We start from the raw sequence: 15,720 nt of genomic DNA, 5'->3' as shown, positions 1-15,720 counted from the left end.
ATGATAGGTGAGGTGTAAACAACGTGCAGCTTGTGTCTGAACTTTCAAAGAAAATTATAAAAGAAGTGCAGCTTGTGATGAAAGAACATGTAATTGTAACAGATCCACGCGGAATTATTATTGCGTCAACAGAAGAAAAACGGGTTGGTTTTTTTCACGAAGGCGCGTGGAACGTGATGCAAAGAAAGCAAAAACTATATATATCCAAAAAAGAAGCAGCGGATTTAAAAGGAGTTAAGCCTGGCATTAACTTGCCTATCAGTTATCAAGGAGAGATTATTGGGGTTATTGGCATTACAGGTACTCCAGAAGCCGTTGAGCCTTTTGCAGACATTATTCGAAGATTAACAGAGTTAATTATTCGCGAGGCATATTACATAGAAACAAAGGAATGGGAAAATAAAGGAGTGGAAGCTTTTTTTCGTGAATGGATTTATAGCCAGCAGGTAGATGCAGAATTTATTGAACGAGGCCATATTTTAGGAGTGCAAGTAGACAGTTCTTATTGCTGCACGCTGTTTCAAATTGACTCATCTCTTTCGAAAAAGAAGCAGCAGCAGGTACAAGAAACAATTCGCTACTGGTTTGAAAGTCATAAAGCTGACAGAGATTATATCGCAAACTGGGGATATGATCGTTTGCTTTTACTGAAAGAAGCGGTAGGTGAAAAGGCAAGGCAAGGATTTAAAGAAGAATTAAAAAAATGTCAGCAGTACATTCAAGCAAACAACCAAGTTATGATCACTATTGGCGTAGGAAAGCCAGCGGAGAAATTTGATTTGCATGCTTCATATGAAGAAGCGAAAAAAGCGCTTAAAGTGGCTTCAAAACGTCAAACCGTTGTTTTTTATGAGGAGCTGCTGATGGACATGATTTTAGAAGACGTTTCTGAACCTGTAAAAAAGGAATTCTTGAGTCGAGTGCTTTCGTCCATTCAAAAAGAAAAAGAGCTTCTCGAAACGCTGAAATACTATTTAGCCAACGATCAATCGTTAAAAAAAACGGCGTTTGATTTACATATTCATATCAATACGCTTCATTACCGCTTGAAGCAAATGAAAGAACTAACAGACATTGATCCAAAAAGCGTAAAAGGTATCACGCTTTTTTACCTTGCGCTATCTTTACTAGAGTGAAGTGCGTCCTTTGTTAGATAAACATACAAAAAAAGAGTTTTTAAAGCGCTTTTTTTTAGTTCTTTATCTATAGTCCCTCGTTGCTTCTGTAACTATAATAAGAGTAAGAGATACATATAAGGAGGAACGTTATGCTTAATGAACGAACAAAAGCAAAGCTCATTGAAGTTGTAGGATCAGCCAATTTTCAAGATAGCAGTGAAGCAAGACTCGTGTATTCCTATGACGCAACACCTAACTTTCAGTCGCTTCCTGATGCGGTTATTATGCCTGAAAACAAAGATCAAGTGAAAAGAATTTTAACGATATGCAACGAAGATCACGTGCCCATTGTTCCAAGAGGTTCAGGTACAAATTTAAGCGCAGGAACGTGTCCCACGCAAGGAGGAATTGTTCTTACCTTTAACCGAATGAATAAAATTTTAGAAGTTGATGAAGAAAATTTAACGGTTACCGTTCAGCCGGGTGTTATTACGTTAGATTTAATTAACGCTGTAGAGGCAAAAGGTTTATTTTATCCTCCTGATCCAAGCTCTATGAAAATATCAACCATCGGAGGAAACATCAATGAATGCTCAGGAGGATTACGAGGCTTAAAATATGGCGTGACAAAAGATTACGTTCTTGGTCTTGAAGTAGTTCTTGCAAACGGCGACTGCATTAAGACGGGAGGCAAGTTAGCTAAAGATGTAGCTGGATACGATTTAACGAACTTGTTTGTCGGTTCTGAAGGAACGCTTGGCGTCGTGACAGAAGCGATTTTAAAGCTCATTCCAATACCAGAAACAAAACAAACCTTGCTTGCACTGTTTGAAGACATGGATGCAGCTGCTAAGACCGTTTCAGCTATTATTGCACATAAAATTATTCCAGCTACGCTTGAATTTTTAGATCAGCCGACGTGTGAAGTAGTAGAAGATTTTGCACAAGTTGGCCTTCCAACAGATGTAAACGCTGTCTTGTTGATTGAACAAGATGGTCCGCCAGAAGTAGTGAAGCGCGATATTGAAATGATTTCACGCATCTGCACCGAAGGAAACGCTGTATCGGTAAAAGTAGCCGCTTCGCAAGCAGAAGCAGAAGCGTTAAGTACAGCAAGAAGATCAGCCCTTTCTGCTTTAGCACGGATGAAGCCAACGACGATTTTAGAAGACGCAACCGTCCCACGGTCTAAAATTAGTGAAATGGTCAAAGCGATTAATGAAATTGCTGTAACATATAACGTTAAGATCTGTACGTTTGGTCATGCGGGAGACGGAAATCTGCATCCGACTTGTTTAACAGATGCGCGTGACAAAGAAGAGCTTCACCGCGTCGAACAAGCTTTTGAAGCAATTTTTCATAAAGCCATTGAGCTTGGAGGAACGATTACAGGTGAACACGGAGTGGGAGAAATGAAAGCACCGTATTTGGCATTGAAGATGGGCGGAGAAGGAGTAGCTGCGATGAAAGCAATTAAGTATGCTTTGGACCCGCAAGGAATTATGAATCCAGGGAAAATTTTTGCTAAAGACACGAGAAAAAGAGTGGTGGTTCGTTCATGACGGCAACAAAAGACATTCAGCAAGCATTCAAAGAACGGTTAGATTATGACGAGTTAATGAATTGTATGAGATGCGGTTTTTGTTTGCCAAGCTGTCCGACGTATGGCCAAACGAATCAATATGAAGCAGCGTCACCGCGCGGGAGAATTGCTTTGATGAAAGGAGTGGTAGATGGGCTCATTGAACCTGATGAATCCGTTGAAAAGCAATTGAACCTTTGCCTTGGCTGCCGAGCGTGTGAGCCTGTTTGTCCTTCGGGTGTAAAGTACGGACATTTACTAGAAGAAGCGCGTGATATTATTCAGCAGAAGAAAAGACATAAATGGCCGGTAAAAGCGCTCAGGCATATGGTGTTTGAACAGCTTTTTCCGCATAAAGAACGATTAAAAAATGTACATTCTCTGCTTGCTTTCTATCAAAGAAGCGGCTTGCAAAAAGCTGTTCAAAAAACAAACATACTAAACGCCCTTCCTGGTAATCTAGCGCAAATGGAAAAAACGCTTCCGCCTGTGCCAACAAAAAAAGAAATGAAGAAACGGCCTTTTTTATTTGAAGCAGAAGGAACAAGAGAGCGTACGGTTGCTTTTTTTACAGGGTGTTTAATGGATACGATGTTTATGGAAACAAACAACGCCACGATTGTACTTTTACAAAAAGCGGGGTGTAAGGTCGTCATACCAGAGGTGCAGACATGCTGCGGCGCGCTGCATGCGCACGGAGGAGAAAAAGATCAGGCAAAGAAGTTAGCGAAGCAAAATATTATGGCGTTTGAATCCATTCAAGCGGATGATATTGTTCTTAATGCAGGAGGCTGCGGTGCGCTGTTGGTAGAATACGATCATTTATTAAAAGAGGAACCGGAATGGAAAGAAAGAGCAGCGGCTTTTTCTGCCAAAGTTAAAGATTTTTCAGAGATTTTATTGCAGCAGCAGTTTGTGGAAAAACAAAAGTTATCGCTGCCAAGTCAAATTATTACGTATCAAGACTCGTGTCATTTAAGAAACGTGATGAAAACATCCAGTGCACCGAGAAAACTGATCCAAGCGATTAACGGAACGGTGTTTAATGAAATGGAAAATGCGGATCATTGCTGCGGCTCAGCCGGTATTTATAACTTAACGGAACAAGAGATGTCTATGCAAATTTTAGATTACAAAATGGAAAAAGTGAAAGAAACGCATGCACATACGATTGTAACAGCGAACCCGGGCTGTCTCATTCAAATGAAGCTAGGGGTAGTCAGAGAAGGAGTAGAAGAAAGTGTAAGGGCCGTTCATCTTGCAGATTTACTTCTTGAAGCAGTAGAAAGCAAATAAAAAGGCCGGACACGTCCGGCCTTTTTATTATTTGAACAGCTGAGAAACAATTTCGTACGAACGAAGGCGAGCTTTGTGATCGTAAATTTGAGCGTTAATCATCAGTTCATCTGCTTCTGTTTCTTCAATAAACTGTTCAAGCTTGACTTTAATCGTCTCAGGGCTTCCGACAATAGAAGAGCCCAGCTGCTGTTGAAGAGAAGCTTTTTCAAAGTCAGTCCATAGTTCATCCATATTATCCACAGGAGCTTTTAGTTTACCCGGTGTGTTTCGAATTAAATTTAGAAACTGCTGCTGCATAGAAGTAGCCAAACGTTCAGCTTCTCTATCTGTATCAGCAGCGATTACGTTTACACCTAACATTGCATATGGTTTCTCTAAAACGTCGGACGGCTTAAAATAACGGCGATACATGTTAAGAGCTGTCATTGTATTATTAGGTGAGAAGTGACTTGCAAATGAAAATGGCAAGCCTAGCTGTGCAGAAAGCTGTGCGCTAAAACCGCTTGAGCCAAGCAGCCAAATCGGAATATTTAAACCTTGACCCGGAACAGCTTTGACGCGCATCTGACTTTCTGAAGCAGGTTTAAAGTACTCTTGCAGTTCAGCTAGCTGTTCTGGGAAGTCACTGCCGTCGCTTCTGCGGTCGCGTCGCAGTGCTTGTGCTGTCAGCTGATCTGTCCCTGGCGCTCTTCCTAAGCCTAAATCAATACGTCCTGGAAATAGTGATTCAAGCGTGCCAAAATGCTCAGCAATAACAAGCGGAGAATGGTTAGGAAGCATAATACCTCCAGACCCTACGCGAATATGTGACGTGCCTGCAGCTACATGACCAATCACAACAGATGTAGCGGAACTTGCGATACCTGTCATATTATGATGCTCAGCTAGCCAATAGCGGTTATACCCCCATTTTTCAGCGTGCTGAGCTAAATCTAATGTATTTCTAAGTGAGTCAGATACAGTTCCTCCTTCAACTACAGGAGAAAGATCTAATACGGAAATCGGAATATCTTTTAATGCTTTACTCATCAATTTCATCTTCTTTCTTTAAAGACTTCATAGGCCTTGTTATTTCAATGGAATACAAGTATTTTAACAATAATCTTTCGAGTTCCAAAATATTTTGCTTCGGTTATTTTTCTTTAAGTTATTGTTCTTTATTTACACAAGTTTTTAAGAAGCAAAAAGCCTGTACGGCATAAGGCAGAAGCCGCCTCTTTCTATAAAAAGCTGTCATATTTTATAGTAGAAGGGAGGATGAACATGGTTACTTTAAATGAACTAAAAAGCAAGCAGTACGATATGATATACAGTTTAGGCTATAACTGTTTTTCAGGGATATACATGAAAAAATATTTTTTGCGAAAACAAGCGGGCGTGATTGATTGGTGTATTAGCATTTCTCTTTCTCATGTCAATCAGCTGTTGAAAAATCGTTGTAAAGACTTATTTGTATATGAACACTTAACCTATATTAGTTCTTTCGGAGATGGTTCCACGCTTAGACTGCGTGATAAGGTGTATCAAATTGATTCTGCTCATGATTTTCCGTCGTCTATTAATACAGAGAATAACTGGCTTTCATATAATGAAGTCAAAGAAAAATATGAACGGAGAACGGAGCGATTTTTAACGTCGATGGAGACCAGTTCTTGTATATTGTTTATTCGTATGGGTGGAACGTATGAAGAAGCGAAAGAATTAGAGCATATTTTAAAGGGAATGGTCAAGAACGATTTCTATATACTGCTGCTGACAAACAGTGAAAAAGAACTTTTATCCGCAGCTAACTGGGACTTGCCTTATACATGTGTCTTACATGCACCTATTTTTTCAATGGACGTGCTGCGCGATGATAAAGTATGGGAAGAGCTCTTAAGCGGGCTTGTTATAAAATAAAAGGAACTCTTTTTGTTTAATACGGGAATGAAAAAGCTCGTTTTTTTCATAGACTTTGTTATATCTGTGTATCAAAGGAGATGAAAAGATGGAGTCCAATGTGCGGAAGGCGATAAAAGAAATTGTATGGCTGTTGCTAGAACAAGACCAGCGCTGGAATGAGTATCTAGTACAGCTGGAGGATTTGAAAATACAAGTGGATTTGAATAGTTCCGCATATGAAGTTCTGAGAAAGATGACGGGTAATTACGAAGTGCTGCTTGAACATATGGATCTCATTCAGCAGTTTGAAAATCATTCTAAAAGTGAAACAGCGCTGAATGACTTAGTTACCATCGTTATGAAGCATTACTCATTAAAAAGTTCATAAGCCTGCTTTGTGCAGGTTTATGGAGTTTAAGCTCTCAATGGAATTCGGTAGAGATAATCGTTTATAATAAGTACATATGGTGATGAAAGGGTGATCGATATGGAAGAGAAACAAGAAATTGTACCCGTTCGTACAGAGGAAGCAGCCAAATATTACTCGGAAGAAAAATTTTGGGACAAGCTTAAAAAGTTTGGTAAAAAAGCGGGAGCAAACGTTGTTTATGCCGTATTGCTTTTATACTACACGCTGCAAAAGCCTGATATTCCGCCAAAAGCAAAAGCAGTTATTATAGGAGCATTAGGTTACTTTATTCTTCCTCTAGATTTAATTCCAGACTTCGCAGCAGGAGTTGGATTTACAGATGATTTAGGAGCTCTAGGGCTTGCATTGATTCAAGTTGCCATGTACATTGATGAAGGTGTTAAACTGAAAGCAAAAGAAAAAATTAAAACGTGGTTTTCAGAAGACCACAATTTTTCCATTATTGATGCTAAAATAAAGTAACGTTATGATCGAAATGTAATTATTAAATAAAGTGAGCAAAAGAAGGTGATAGATGAATCATCTTCTTTTCAACCGTTAATATGTAGTTCTTTATGACTATATTAATCCATTTTATGTAAAAAAAGCAGGATTAAAATATTTTTTTCATTAAAATTTTAATCAATGTAATTGAATAATTGCCCTACAAATGTTAAGTTAAAACATGTTCATAAATTCGTCACAGAAAGCAATATACAAATAAGTAAGATGGTTTGTAAAAACTTTGTGAAATTATGGAACTTTTTAACTGAGAGTTTCAAACTCTTAGAGATTCTTCCTCATCAATCAGAAGTAGCTTTCTTTCGTCACAAGATTAAGCATCTTTCATTTGAAGGTGTTTTTTTTCAGCCTAAGTAAGCCAACAACATGATTGTATGACAAGTTTTTACTAAGGTTGTATAGTTACTGTATTGTATGACAAGTTTTGTGTGATTTGATGTTAAATAAATGAACAGCTTCGAAGTAAATAAATGATTGCAGAAAAACAAAGTCCATGCGTTTTCATGAACCATTATACGTTACTTCATATTTGTAGAGATGTTTAGCAAAAGGGGAGATGAATGGCCTGACGTAAACAATATCCATAGACAAGCCTTAGAAGATAATTATCTTTCTAAGAAAGCAAATTTATATGATTGATTCTAATCTAAACAATGGAGTGTTCAAAAATGGAAATTAGTCAAATCTTTATTATTTTAACCCCAATCTTTTTTGTTATTTTGCTAGGTTATTTAGCAGGGTATTTTAAAAAGTTTGATGCAACAACATCTAAAGGGTTAAATACGCTTGTAACAAAATTTGCGTTACCTGCACATCTATTCGTTGGTATTACAACAACATCAAAACAAACGCTTATTGAAAAATGGCCGTTTTTACTAGCATTAGTTCTTGGTATTATTGGATTTTATGTTCTTTTCTTACTTGTTGCAAAATATGTATTTAAATACTCTTTAACAGGCGCGTCTATGTTTTCTTTAAACTCTACGCAGCCAACGTTTGCGTTTATGGGTATTCCAGTATTAGGTAGCTTGTTTGGCGCGGATGTAGTAGCAATTCCAATCGCAATTACTGGTATCGTAGTAAATGCGATGCTTGATCCTTTAGCAACTATTATTGGTACGGTTGGACAGCGTGAAAGAAGTGAAGGCGATTCAGAAGAAAGCTTATTTAAAGTAACGATTAAATCAATCTTACACGGTCTCTCTGAGCCGTTAGCCTGTGTTCCGTTAATCGCAGTAATATTAGTATTATGCGGCTTCCAAGCTCCAGATTTACTATCAAGCAGCTTAGATCAAATCGGTTCAATTACATCTGGTGCGGCTCTATTCGCAGTTGGGGTAACAATTGGTATCCGTAAAATTCAATTTAGCCCAGCGGCATTTGGTATTGCGATTTTAAAAGTGGCTATTCAGCCGCTTGTAATGTTAGGAATTGCAACAGCAATGGGTCTATCATCAGCTGACATTGTAAAATTAGTATTATTAGTAGCGTTCCCAGGTTCAGCTGTAGCAGCGATGATTTCAGTTCGCTTTGACAGCCTAGCTGGTGAAACAGCTTCAGCATTCGTACTTAGTGCCATTATGTCACTTGTTACATTACCGCTGTTAATTTCTTGGTTAATGTAGTCACATATATCAATATAAAATAAAAAAAGGCTTTGCTATTTTAGCAAAGTCTTTTTTTATTTTATATTTAAAAAAGCTTTAAAAATTCTTGGGCGATTTTGGGAAGATAACTGTCGGTACGCCACGTAACTAAAGGCTCAATTACAAATGGATTATCTTCTATGTTTAAAATTTTAATATGTTCTAGTGAAAAAGAAGATAGCATCGAATAAGGAACAATGGCAGCACCAAGGCCACGACATACTAAATTAAGAAGCATCGCTGAATCATGGCATTCGCATAAAATGTTAGGTGTTATACCCATCTTTTCAAATTCCTTCACAATGCGATTATATATGCTTATTTCCCGGTTTGAGCGAAGAAGAATAAGAGGGAGAGAAGCAATTTCAGCGACTGAAATCTTTTCTTTTGCATAACCACTTTCTTTGGGAACGGCTACAACAAAAACATCTGGTGCAAGTGTTTTTGTTTTGACATGTTTATAAGGTAAGTCAGTAGTAGTGACTGCTACATCAATTTTTCCTTCCGTTAATAATTCGTTTAAGTGAGCTGGTTCGTTTTCATAGATATTAAATGTGCTGTTTGGATATTGTTTTTGAATAAGAGTTAGCTTATCGAGAACCGTTGATGCACAGTAGATTGTACATCCGATTTCAAGTTTTTCATTTGTTACGTTTTTACATTCCTGTACTTCCAATACTGATTTTTCGACCCTTTGCACAATTTCTTTCGCTCGTTTTAAAAAAAGCTCTCCTTCTACCGTTAACAATAAGCGCTTGTTATTATTTCGTTCAAAAAGCAAAAGGCCCAGCTCATTTTCGAGCTGTTTTAGCTGCCTGCTTAAAGGAGGCTGAGCCATATGCAGGCGCTTTGCTGCTTTGGTCACATTTAATTCTTCAGCTATGACAATAAAATAATGCAGCTGTCTTAATTCCACTGTATTCAACTCCATACTTTAAAGGTATTATTATATATTTTATCAATATTTTAATTGTATGGAAAATGAGTGTAAAGTTAAATGTGTAACCAAAGCAGAGAGGAGGAAGAGAAATGAAAATAGCTGTAGGAATCACAGGAGCCACGGGAGCTATTTTAGGTATTCGAATTTTAGAGCTTTTGAAGAAGGCTTCTGTTGAAACGCATTTAGTCATGTCGCCTTGGGCTCATGCCACAATTAAGCTGGAAACACCCTATAGCGTTCAGCAAGTAGAAGCGCTAGCAGATTATTGTTATTCATATCAAGACCAAGCAGCAAAAATTTCGAGCGGTTCTTTTCGCATAGATGGAATGATTGTTAGTCCTTGCAGCATGAAAACATTAGCATCTATTCGAATGGGACTAGCAGATAACTTAATAGCGAGAACAGCAGATGTGATGCTAAAAGAAAGAAAGCCACTGGTGCTACTTCCTCGAGAAACGCCTTTGAATACGATTCATTTAGAAAACATGCTGGATCTTTCAAAAATGGGAGCTATCCTCGTGCCTCCTATGCCGGCATTTTATAACAAGCCTGAGACGATTGAGGATATTGTCACCCATATTGCTGTTCGAACTTTAGATCAATTAGGAATTGAGCTTCCTGAGGCAAAAAGATGGAATGGAGTTAAACATTTATCACAAGGAGGAAAATAAACATGGCTTATAAAGACTTTAGAGATTTCCTTAATACGCTACATAAAGAAGGGCAGCTACTGACGGTTACAGATGAAGTGCAGCCTGATCCAGATTTAGGTTCAGCAGGTCAAGCCATCAGTAATTTAGGAGACCAAACGCCGGGATTATTATTTACCAATATTTATGGGTACAACAATGCAAAGGTAGCTCTAAACGTAATGGGTTCCTGGTCAAATCACGCGTTAATGATGGGACTGCCTAAATCAACTCCTGTAAAAGAACAGTTCTTTGAGTTTGCTCGGAGATATGAAAAATTTCCTGTCAAAGTGAAAAGGGAAGAAACAGCGCCATTTCATGAGTGTGAAATTAAAGATGATATCAACTTATTCGACCTTTTGCCATTGTTTCGCTTAAATCAAGGAGACGGCGGCTATTATCTAGATAAAGCGTGCGTCATTTCTCGTGATCAGCATGATAAGGAGAATTTCGGCAAACAAAACGTGGGTATATATCGTATGCAGGTCAAAGGGAAAGACCGTCTAGGCATTCAGCCCGTGCCACAGCATGATATTGCCATTCACTTGAAACAAGCCGAAGAAAAAGGTGAAAACCTCCCTGTCTCAATTGCTTTAGGATGTGAACCTGCGATTGTCACAGCAGCCGCTACGCCGCTTCATTACGATCAATCAGAATATGAAATGGCAGGAGCTATTCAAGGTGAGCCGTACAGAATTGTGAAGTCTCAGCTTTCTGATTTAGATGTACCGTGGGGAGCAGAAGTGATTTTAGAGGGAGAGATCTTAGCTGGTGAACGCGAGTATGAAGGTCCTTTTGGTGAATTTACAGGTCATTACTCCGGTGGCAGAAGCATGCCTGTTATCAAAATCAATCGCGTATACCATCGTAAAGATCCTATTTTTGAAAGTTTATATATCGGTATGCCTTGGACAGAAACAGATTATTTAATTGGAATCAATACAAGCGTTCCTTTATATCAGCAGCTAAAAGAAGCATATCCTGAAGAGATTGAAGCTGTGAACGCGATGTATACTCATGGTCTCGTTGCTATCGTTTCAACAAAAAGCCGATACGGAGGATTTGCTAAGGCTGTTGGTATGAGGGCATTGACTACGCCCCATGGATTAGGATATTGCAAGCTAGTTATTTTAGTAGATGAAGACGTGGATCCGTTTAATTTACCGCAAGTCATGTGGGCGCTATCAACAAAAATGCACCCAAAACATGATGTTATAACAGTGCCTAATCTTTCAGTTCTGCCACTTGATCCAGGATCTGAGCCGGCTGGTATTACAGATAAAATGATTTTGGATGCTACAACACCAGTTGCACCGGAAACAAGAGGTCACTATTCTCAGCCTTTAGATACACCACTTGAAACTGAAAAATGGGAAAAAATCTTAACGAATATGATGCAAAAATAAACAAGGAGGAATCGACATGCATACTTGTCCAAGATGTGAAACCAAACAAGCAAACGTAGTATCTAAATCACCAGTTGAAGGAGCCTGGGAAATTTATTTATGCGACGTGTGTTTGTTTACCTGGCGTTCTTCTGAACCTGAGACCATCACCAATCCTGAAAAATACCCTGGACCATTTAAAGTCAATCCAAAAGACGTACCGCTGGCAACGCACGTGCCTCCTGTGCCACCCCGATCTTAATAAGCAAAGGCGGTAAGTAAAATGAATAAAGCAGAGCTGCCAAAAGCCGTGCGCGTATTTTTAAATGGAAAAGACTTAGAAAGAAAACAGCGTGATGCGATGTTGCTATCTACAGTGACATCCGAGGGTTTTCCTCATGTAGCAATGATTAGCGCAGGAGAGCTGATAGCTATTAGCTCTTCACGCGTCAAGCTGTTAGTATGGAAAAATACAACATCTTCAAAAAACATGATACAGAATCATAAGGCAACCGTTACATTAGTTGTTGAAGGAAAAGCTTATTACATTAAATTTTTGCTAAAAAAAGAAGCTCCTGTGTTATCAGGCTATGAGTTATTTACGGGAGAAGTAGCCGCTGTTAAAGAAGATTACGCAAAATATGCAGTTTTAACATCAGGAATTCAATTTCAGCTTCATGATTCCAAAGAGGTACTGAGCCGCTGGAAGCAATCAATTGAGGCTGTTCTTTCTACTGAAAAAACCGATTCTTAAAAATAAGAATCGGTTTTTTAGCTGTAGTGGAATTTTTTCAAATAGCATGCTAGCTGAACTTTTAATAGGTGTTCACTGTTTGTAAATGATATGTTCATTTTTTCTTCAATTTTTTTCAACCGCTGATAGAGTGTATTAACATGAATATGAAGCTGCTTAGCTGTAAGTGAAGCAGAGCGGTTATTATCGAAATACGCTTCTAGCGTTTGCTCTAAAGGTTCGTCGTTTAAATGATTGTTCTTAAGAGGGAGAAATACTTCATCAATAAAGGTTTTTACTTCTTCTTTCGATTGATTAATAAATAGCCGGTTAATTCCTATTTCCTCATACAATATGCATCCATCTTGCTGCTGAGACAGAAGGTAAGAGATAGCTTTTTCAGCTTCACTATAACTTTTTCCTATTTGAGTAAAGTGAGAATACCGACTTCCAATACCTATTTTTATATGACATTCATTGTAGTAACGCCATTTTGAGAGCAAATCTTCTAATTGTTTGATAATAGCACGGTGTTCTTCATGAGGATCAAGCGTAAATACAATGGTTACTTTGGTGTCGAATCCGTATACGACCGGTGCTTTTGAGCTGAAAATCGATTTGATGTCAGATACAAGGCGATGAAGGTGTAAGTTTAAGAGCTGCAGGTCCGCTTGTGAACGAATGGTAATGAGAGCGACTAGAATATGCTTTTTTGTATCAATGTTTAGCTCAGCTGCTTTTTGATATAGCAAAGTAGTGTCATAACACGATAAGTATTCACTAAATAATTCATGTGTTCGCTTGTAAAATAAATCAACTAACGTTTGTTTTTTCAGCATTTCTAATGCAATAACAGAGCTGCTTTGTTCGAGTGCCACTTGATCTAGAGAGGAAAGATCTCCTTGATTTGCCTGCATAATAAGTAACCCTAAGAGCGTGTCAATGCCGTGTATGGGGTGAATATAAACACTGTGTGCCTCATTGTTTGCCTCAATAGTATAAAAACAAGGCTTTGTATGTGAAAGAAAATGCGTGTGAAATTCAGCTGTTTTTGTGTCTATATCAAAGAATTTCAAGAAGCCATAGGTCTTATTATCAACAAAATCTACAATGGTGACAGGAGATGTAACCATTCGGCGCAATTCGGTAAGTATTGGTTCAATTCCTTTACTTTGAAGTGAAACATTCATGAAGGTGCGATGAATTTGATCGCGACGTATTAAAAGTTCATTTTGTTTTTTTACATCTTCAAAAAGCGCTGAGTTTAAGAGAGCAATCGATACTTGATCGGAAAAGCTTTCTAACAATTCTTTATCCTCTTCATTTAAAAGAGGGGTTGTACCATTTTGATAAATAATGAGTACGCATACCGTCTGTTCTTCCATACAAATAGGGACAGAAATAATAGATTGAATGTTTATAAACGTATAGGACTGATTAAGATAATGAATATTATCGTCAGTCATAGTAGAAGAATCGCGTAATATATCTTTTAAGTTCGTATACATATAGCTTTTATTATGCTGAAATGTCTTTCCGATAATTCCTTCGCCAACTTTCATTTTCATGTTTTGAATTTCATTGTTTGGCCCCCCGGACCAGGCGCGAGGCAAAAGAAATTGCGTGGAAGAATCAAACATCCACAGCACGCCCATATCCGCAACAGAAATAACTGAAAGAGCATTTTCAAGAATTCTTGTTAATAGATAATCTGAGTCTTGTAAAAGTGAGATTTCCTTAATGCTTTTCATAAGCACGTTTAAAATATGCTCATGCCGCTCTAGCTTTTTTTGCAGCATATAAGGAGAAACGGTAGCTGATAGCTGTTTTATTTGTGGGGGTGTCCAGTCATGCTTAGCAAATATGCGAACAACAAACGCATAGCGGTTTGGAAAGGATAAGTAAATTTCCTCGAACTCTTCATATGCCGTATGCTTTTGAAAGGAATCACTGCCGTTATGTAGGCTAGTGGGAGTAGTGTAAGTCAGGGATGAGCATGAAGAACTGGAAAAAATCACGTTGAAATTTGCAGAATCAATACTTGCCCAAATCTGATAAGAACTGTTTTTAATAATAGATGTAAGATAACCTTTCATATTAGCTAATAAATCACTCACGTCAACAACCCCTTATAGACTACTTAATGTAAAAAAATACATAGTTATAGTTCTTATTATATAGAAATACACATTGAAAAAATAGTCAGAATTTTTTAATATTTATATAACGAATTAATTTGTTACAAAACATTACATTAAATGGAATAAAAAGGGGATGAGCGCATTTATGCTAGCAAGGTCAAACTGGAAATATGTCATTTTATTCTTATTATTTTTAGGCTGGTCGCTTGGAAACTTAGATCGTTTTATTATTAATTACGCTATTTTAGATATTTCAAAAGATTTACATCTTAATGCCTCTTCTACAGGCATCATTTTAAGCAGTTTCTTTGCAGGCTATGCACTGATGCAAATACCTGGGGGGTGGCTAGCAGACCGCTTTGGATTTAAAAAAGTCATTACAATTGCCGTGCTTTTATGGTCTTTGTTTACGGTGTTTACGGGAATGGCCTGGTCTTTTGCTTCTATTATTATCATTCGCTTTTTATTTGGTTTAGGGGAAGGGAGTTATTTTCCATCTGCATCAAAAGGAATCGCAGGGTGGTTTCCTCAGCAAGAACGCAGTAGAGCCATGTCCTTTTTGTTATCGTCAGGTACGATTATGGGCGTGGTTACACCGATTCTAGCGACGCAGTTGATGCAAACGATAAGCTGGAGAAGTATCTTTTATATCATAGGAGCCATCGGGCTCGTTATTACAGTTCTGTTTGTATTTTTATTGAAAGAAAAGCAGCAGGGAGAAAAAACGGAGACTTCTGCTATTCCAGCTAAGCAGATGACATTAAAAGAAATTGTCAAAACTCCGATGATTTGGAATTTATTTATTGCATACTTCAGTATCTACGCCATTAACTGGGGACTCATGTCGTGGATGCCTACATATCTAGCCGAAGTAAGACATCTGAATTTAACGGACATCGGTTTTCTTTCCGCTATCCCAGCATTTGTAGGTATTATCGGGATGTTTGTTAGCGGCTTTGTTTTAGACAAGCTTCCGGATGGAAAAGACAAGACGATAGCGGCGGTGTTTGGTTTACTGATGGGCGTTTTTCTTTGCTTAATGGCCATTTCACCTAGCGTAGGCATGTTTATCGTTTTTCAAAGTGCAGTCACCTTACTGTTTTCGTTTAATGTGATTTTAATCGCTTCAGCTCCTTTAAAAATGTTGCCTGAATCAGTGGTCGGTTCAGCAAATGGTTTTATTAATACAGGAGCTCAAGCAGCCGGCGTATTAACACCGATGCTCATTGGCTTTTTAGTACAATCGTTTGGCGGGTCGTATAATGCAGCATTTGCTTTATTAATTATCTGCGCTCTTGTCTGTGCTATTTCGTTGTTTTCGATTCGACCTGCAAAAGTGGTAGTGGAAACACAAAACGCTGTTAAATAATGAAGA

15 protein-coding genes are annotated in these 15,720 nt (G+C 38.2%); 12 read left to right on the top strand and 3 right to left on the bottom strand.

Annotation, left to right across the window (positions count from 1 at the left end; all coding sequences use genetic code 11):
- Positions 1–23: 23 nt before the first annotated feature.
- The 3 genes from JNUCC25_RS13410 (at position 24) to JNUCC25_RS13400 (ending at position 3,996) form a co-directional block, all read left to right on the top strand.
- A complete protein-coding gene (locus JNUCC25_RS13410; RefSeq protein WP_078081887.1) occupies positions 24–1,136 on the top strand; it encodes a CdaR family transcriptional regulator in 1,113 nt (370 codons plus the stop codon).
- Positions 1,137–1,267: 131 nt separating this feature from the next.
- Positions 1,268–2,680, top strand: coding sequence for a glycolate oxidase subunit GlcD (glcD, locus tag JNUCC25_RS13405; RefSeq protein WP_029322166.1), 1,413 nt, complete (start codon positions 1,268–1,270; stop codon positions 2,678–2,680).
- Positions 2,677–3,996, top strand: coding sequence for a (Fe-S)-binding protein (locus tag JNUCC25_RS13400; RefSeq protein WP_029322164.1), 1,320 nt, complete (start codon positions 2,677–2,679; stop codon positions 3,994–3,996). Before glcD ends, JNUCC25_RS13400 begins: the two co-directional genes overlap by 4 nt.
- A gap of 27 nt (positions 3,997–4,023) precedes the next feature.
- Here the strand turns inward: JNUCC25_RS13400 and JNUCC25_RS13395 are convergent, their stop codons facing one another.
- The gene (locus JNUCC25_RS13395; protein WP_029322162.1) at positions 4,024–5,028 is read right to left on the bottom strand and encodes an LLM class flavin-dependent oxidoreductase; all 1,005 of its coding nucleotides are present in this window, start codon (positions 5,026–5,028) and stop codon (positions 4,024–4,026) included.
- A 234-nt stretch (positions 5,029–5,262) separates the two neighbouring features.
- Between JNUCC25_RS13395 and JNUCC25_RS13390 the strand changes: the two genes are divergently transcribed.
- The 4 genes from JNUCC25_RS13390 (at position 5,263) to JNUCC25_RS13375 (ending at position 8,436) form a co-directional block, all read left to right on the top strand.
- Positions 5,263–5,898 (top strand): DUF1796 family putative cysteine peptidase, encoded by a 636-nt coding sequence (locus JNUCC25_RS13390; protein WP_035439002.1) that lies wholly within the window; start codon positions 5,263–5,265, stop codon positions 5,896–5,898.
- 88 nt (positions 5,899–5,986) lie between these two features.
- Complete coding sequence (locus JNUCC25_RS13385; RefSeq protein ID WP_013057341.1) at positions 5,987–6,268, top strand: hypothetical protein; 282 nt, start codon at positions 5,987–5,989, stop codon at positions 6,266–6,268.
- 99 nt (positions 6,269–6,367) lie between these two features.
- Positions 6,368–6,772, top strand: a complete 405-nt coding sequence (locus JNUCC25_RS13380) for a YkvA family protein (protein WP_029322158.1) — start codon at positions 6,368–6,370, stop codon at positions 6,770–6,772.
- A 707-nt stretch (positions 6,773–7,479) separates the two neighbouring features.
- Positions 7,480–8,436, top strand: coding sequence for an AEC family transporter (locus tag JNUCC25_RS13375; protein ID WP_029322155.1), 957 nt, complete (start codon positions 7,480–7,482; stop codon positions 8,434–8,436).
- A gap of 67 nt (positions 8,437–8,503) precedes the next feature.
- Here the strand turns inward: JNUCC25_RS13375 and JNUCC25_RS13370 are convergent, their stop codons facing one another.
- On the bottom strand, positions 8,504–9,373 hold the full coding sequence (locus JNUCC25_RS13370; RefSeq protein ID WP_029322153.1) for a LysR family transcriptional regulator: 870 nt from the start codon (positions 9,371–9,373) through the stop codon (positions 8,504–8,506).
- Between the two features lie 113 nt (positions 9,374–9,486).
- On the opposite strand from JNUCC25_RS13370, the gene JNUCC25_RS13365 reads away from it, so the two are divergent.
- From JNUCC25_RS13365 to JNUCC25_RS13350, 4 genes are read left to right on the top strand one after another with little or no spacing between them, the layout of a single operon-like run.
- The gene (locus JNUCC25_RS13365; protein WP_454221973.1) at positions 9,487–10,068 is read left to right on the top strand and encodes a non-oxidative hydroxyarylic acid decarboxylases subunit B; all 582 of its coding nucleotides are present in this window, start codon (positions 9,487–9,489) and stop codon (positions 10,066–10,068) included.
- Positions 10,069–10,070: 2 nt separating this feature from the next.
- Positions 10,071–11,492, top strand: coding sequence for a non-oxidative hydroxyarylic acid decarboxylases subunit C (locus tag JNUCC25_RS13360; RefSeq protein ID WP_013057336.1), 1,422 nt, complete (start codon positions 10,071–10,073; stop codon positions 11,490–11,492).
- Positions 11,493–11,508: 16 nt separating this feature from the next.
- Positions 11,509–11,733 (top strand): non-oxidative hydroxyarylic acid decarboxylases subunit D, encoded by a 225-nt coding sequence (locus tag JNUCC25_RS13355; protein ID WP_029322150.1) that lies wholly within the window; start codon positions 11,509–11,511, stop codon positions 11,731–11,733.
- Between the two features lie 21 nt (positions 11,734–11,754).
- Positions 11,755–12,225, top strand: a complete 471-nt coding sequence (locus tag JNUCC25_RS13350) for a pyridoxamine 5'-phosphate oxidase family protein (RefSeq protein ID WP_013057334.1) — start codon at positions 11,755–11,757, stop codon at positions 12,223–12,225.
- 17 nt (positions 12,226–12,242) lie between these two features.
- Here JNUCC25_RS13350 and JNUCC25_RS13345 read toward each other — a convergent pair whose 3' ends face one another.
- The gene (locus tag JNUCC25_RS13345) at positions 12,243–14,321 is read right to left on the bottom strand and encodes a helix-turn-helix domain-containing protein (protein WP_454221970.1); all 2,079 of its coding nucleotides are present in this window, start codon (positions 14,319–14,321) and stop codon (positions 12,243–12,245) included.
- A 169-nt stretch (positions 14,322–14,490) separates the two neighbouring features.
- Here JNUCC25_RS13345 and JNUCC25_RS13340 point away from each other — a divergent pair, with 169 nt between their 5' ends.
- On the top strand, positions 14,491–15,714 hold the full coding sequence (locus JNUCC25_RS13340; protein WP_029322148.1) for an MFS transporter: 1,224 nt from the start codon (positions 14,491–14,493) through the stop codon (positions 15,712–15,714).
- The last annotated feature ends 6 nt before the right edge of the window (positions 15,715–15,720 follow it).

Source organism: Priestia sp. JNUCC 25, from assembly GCF_053667915.1.
The sequence above is the reverse complement of the archived record's forward strand: the minus strand, read 5'-3'. Positions and strand labels throughout refer to the sequence as shown.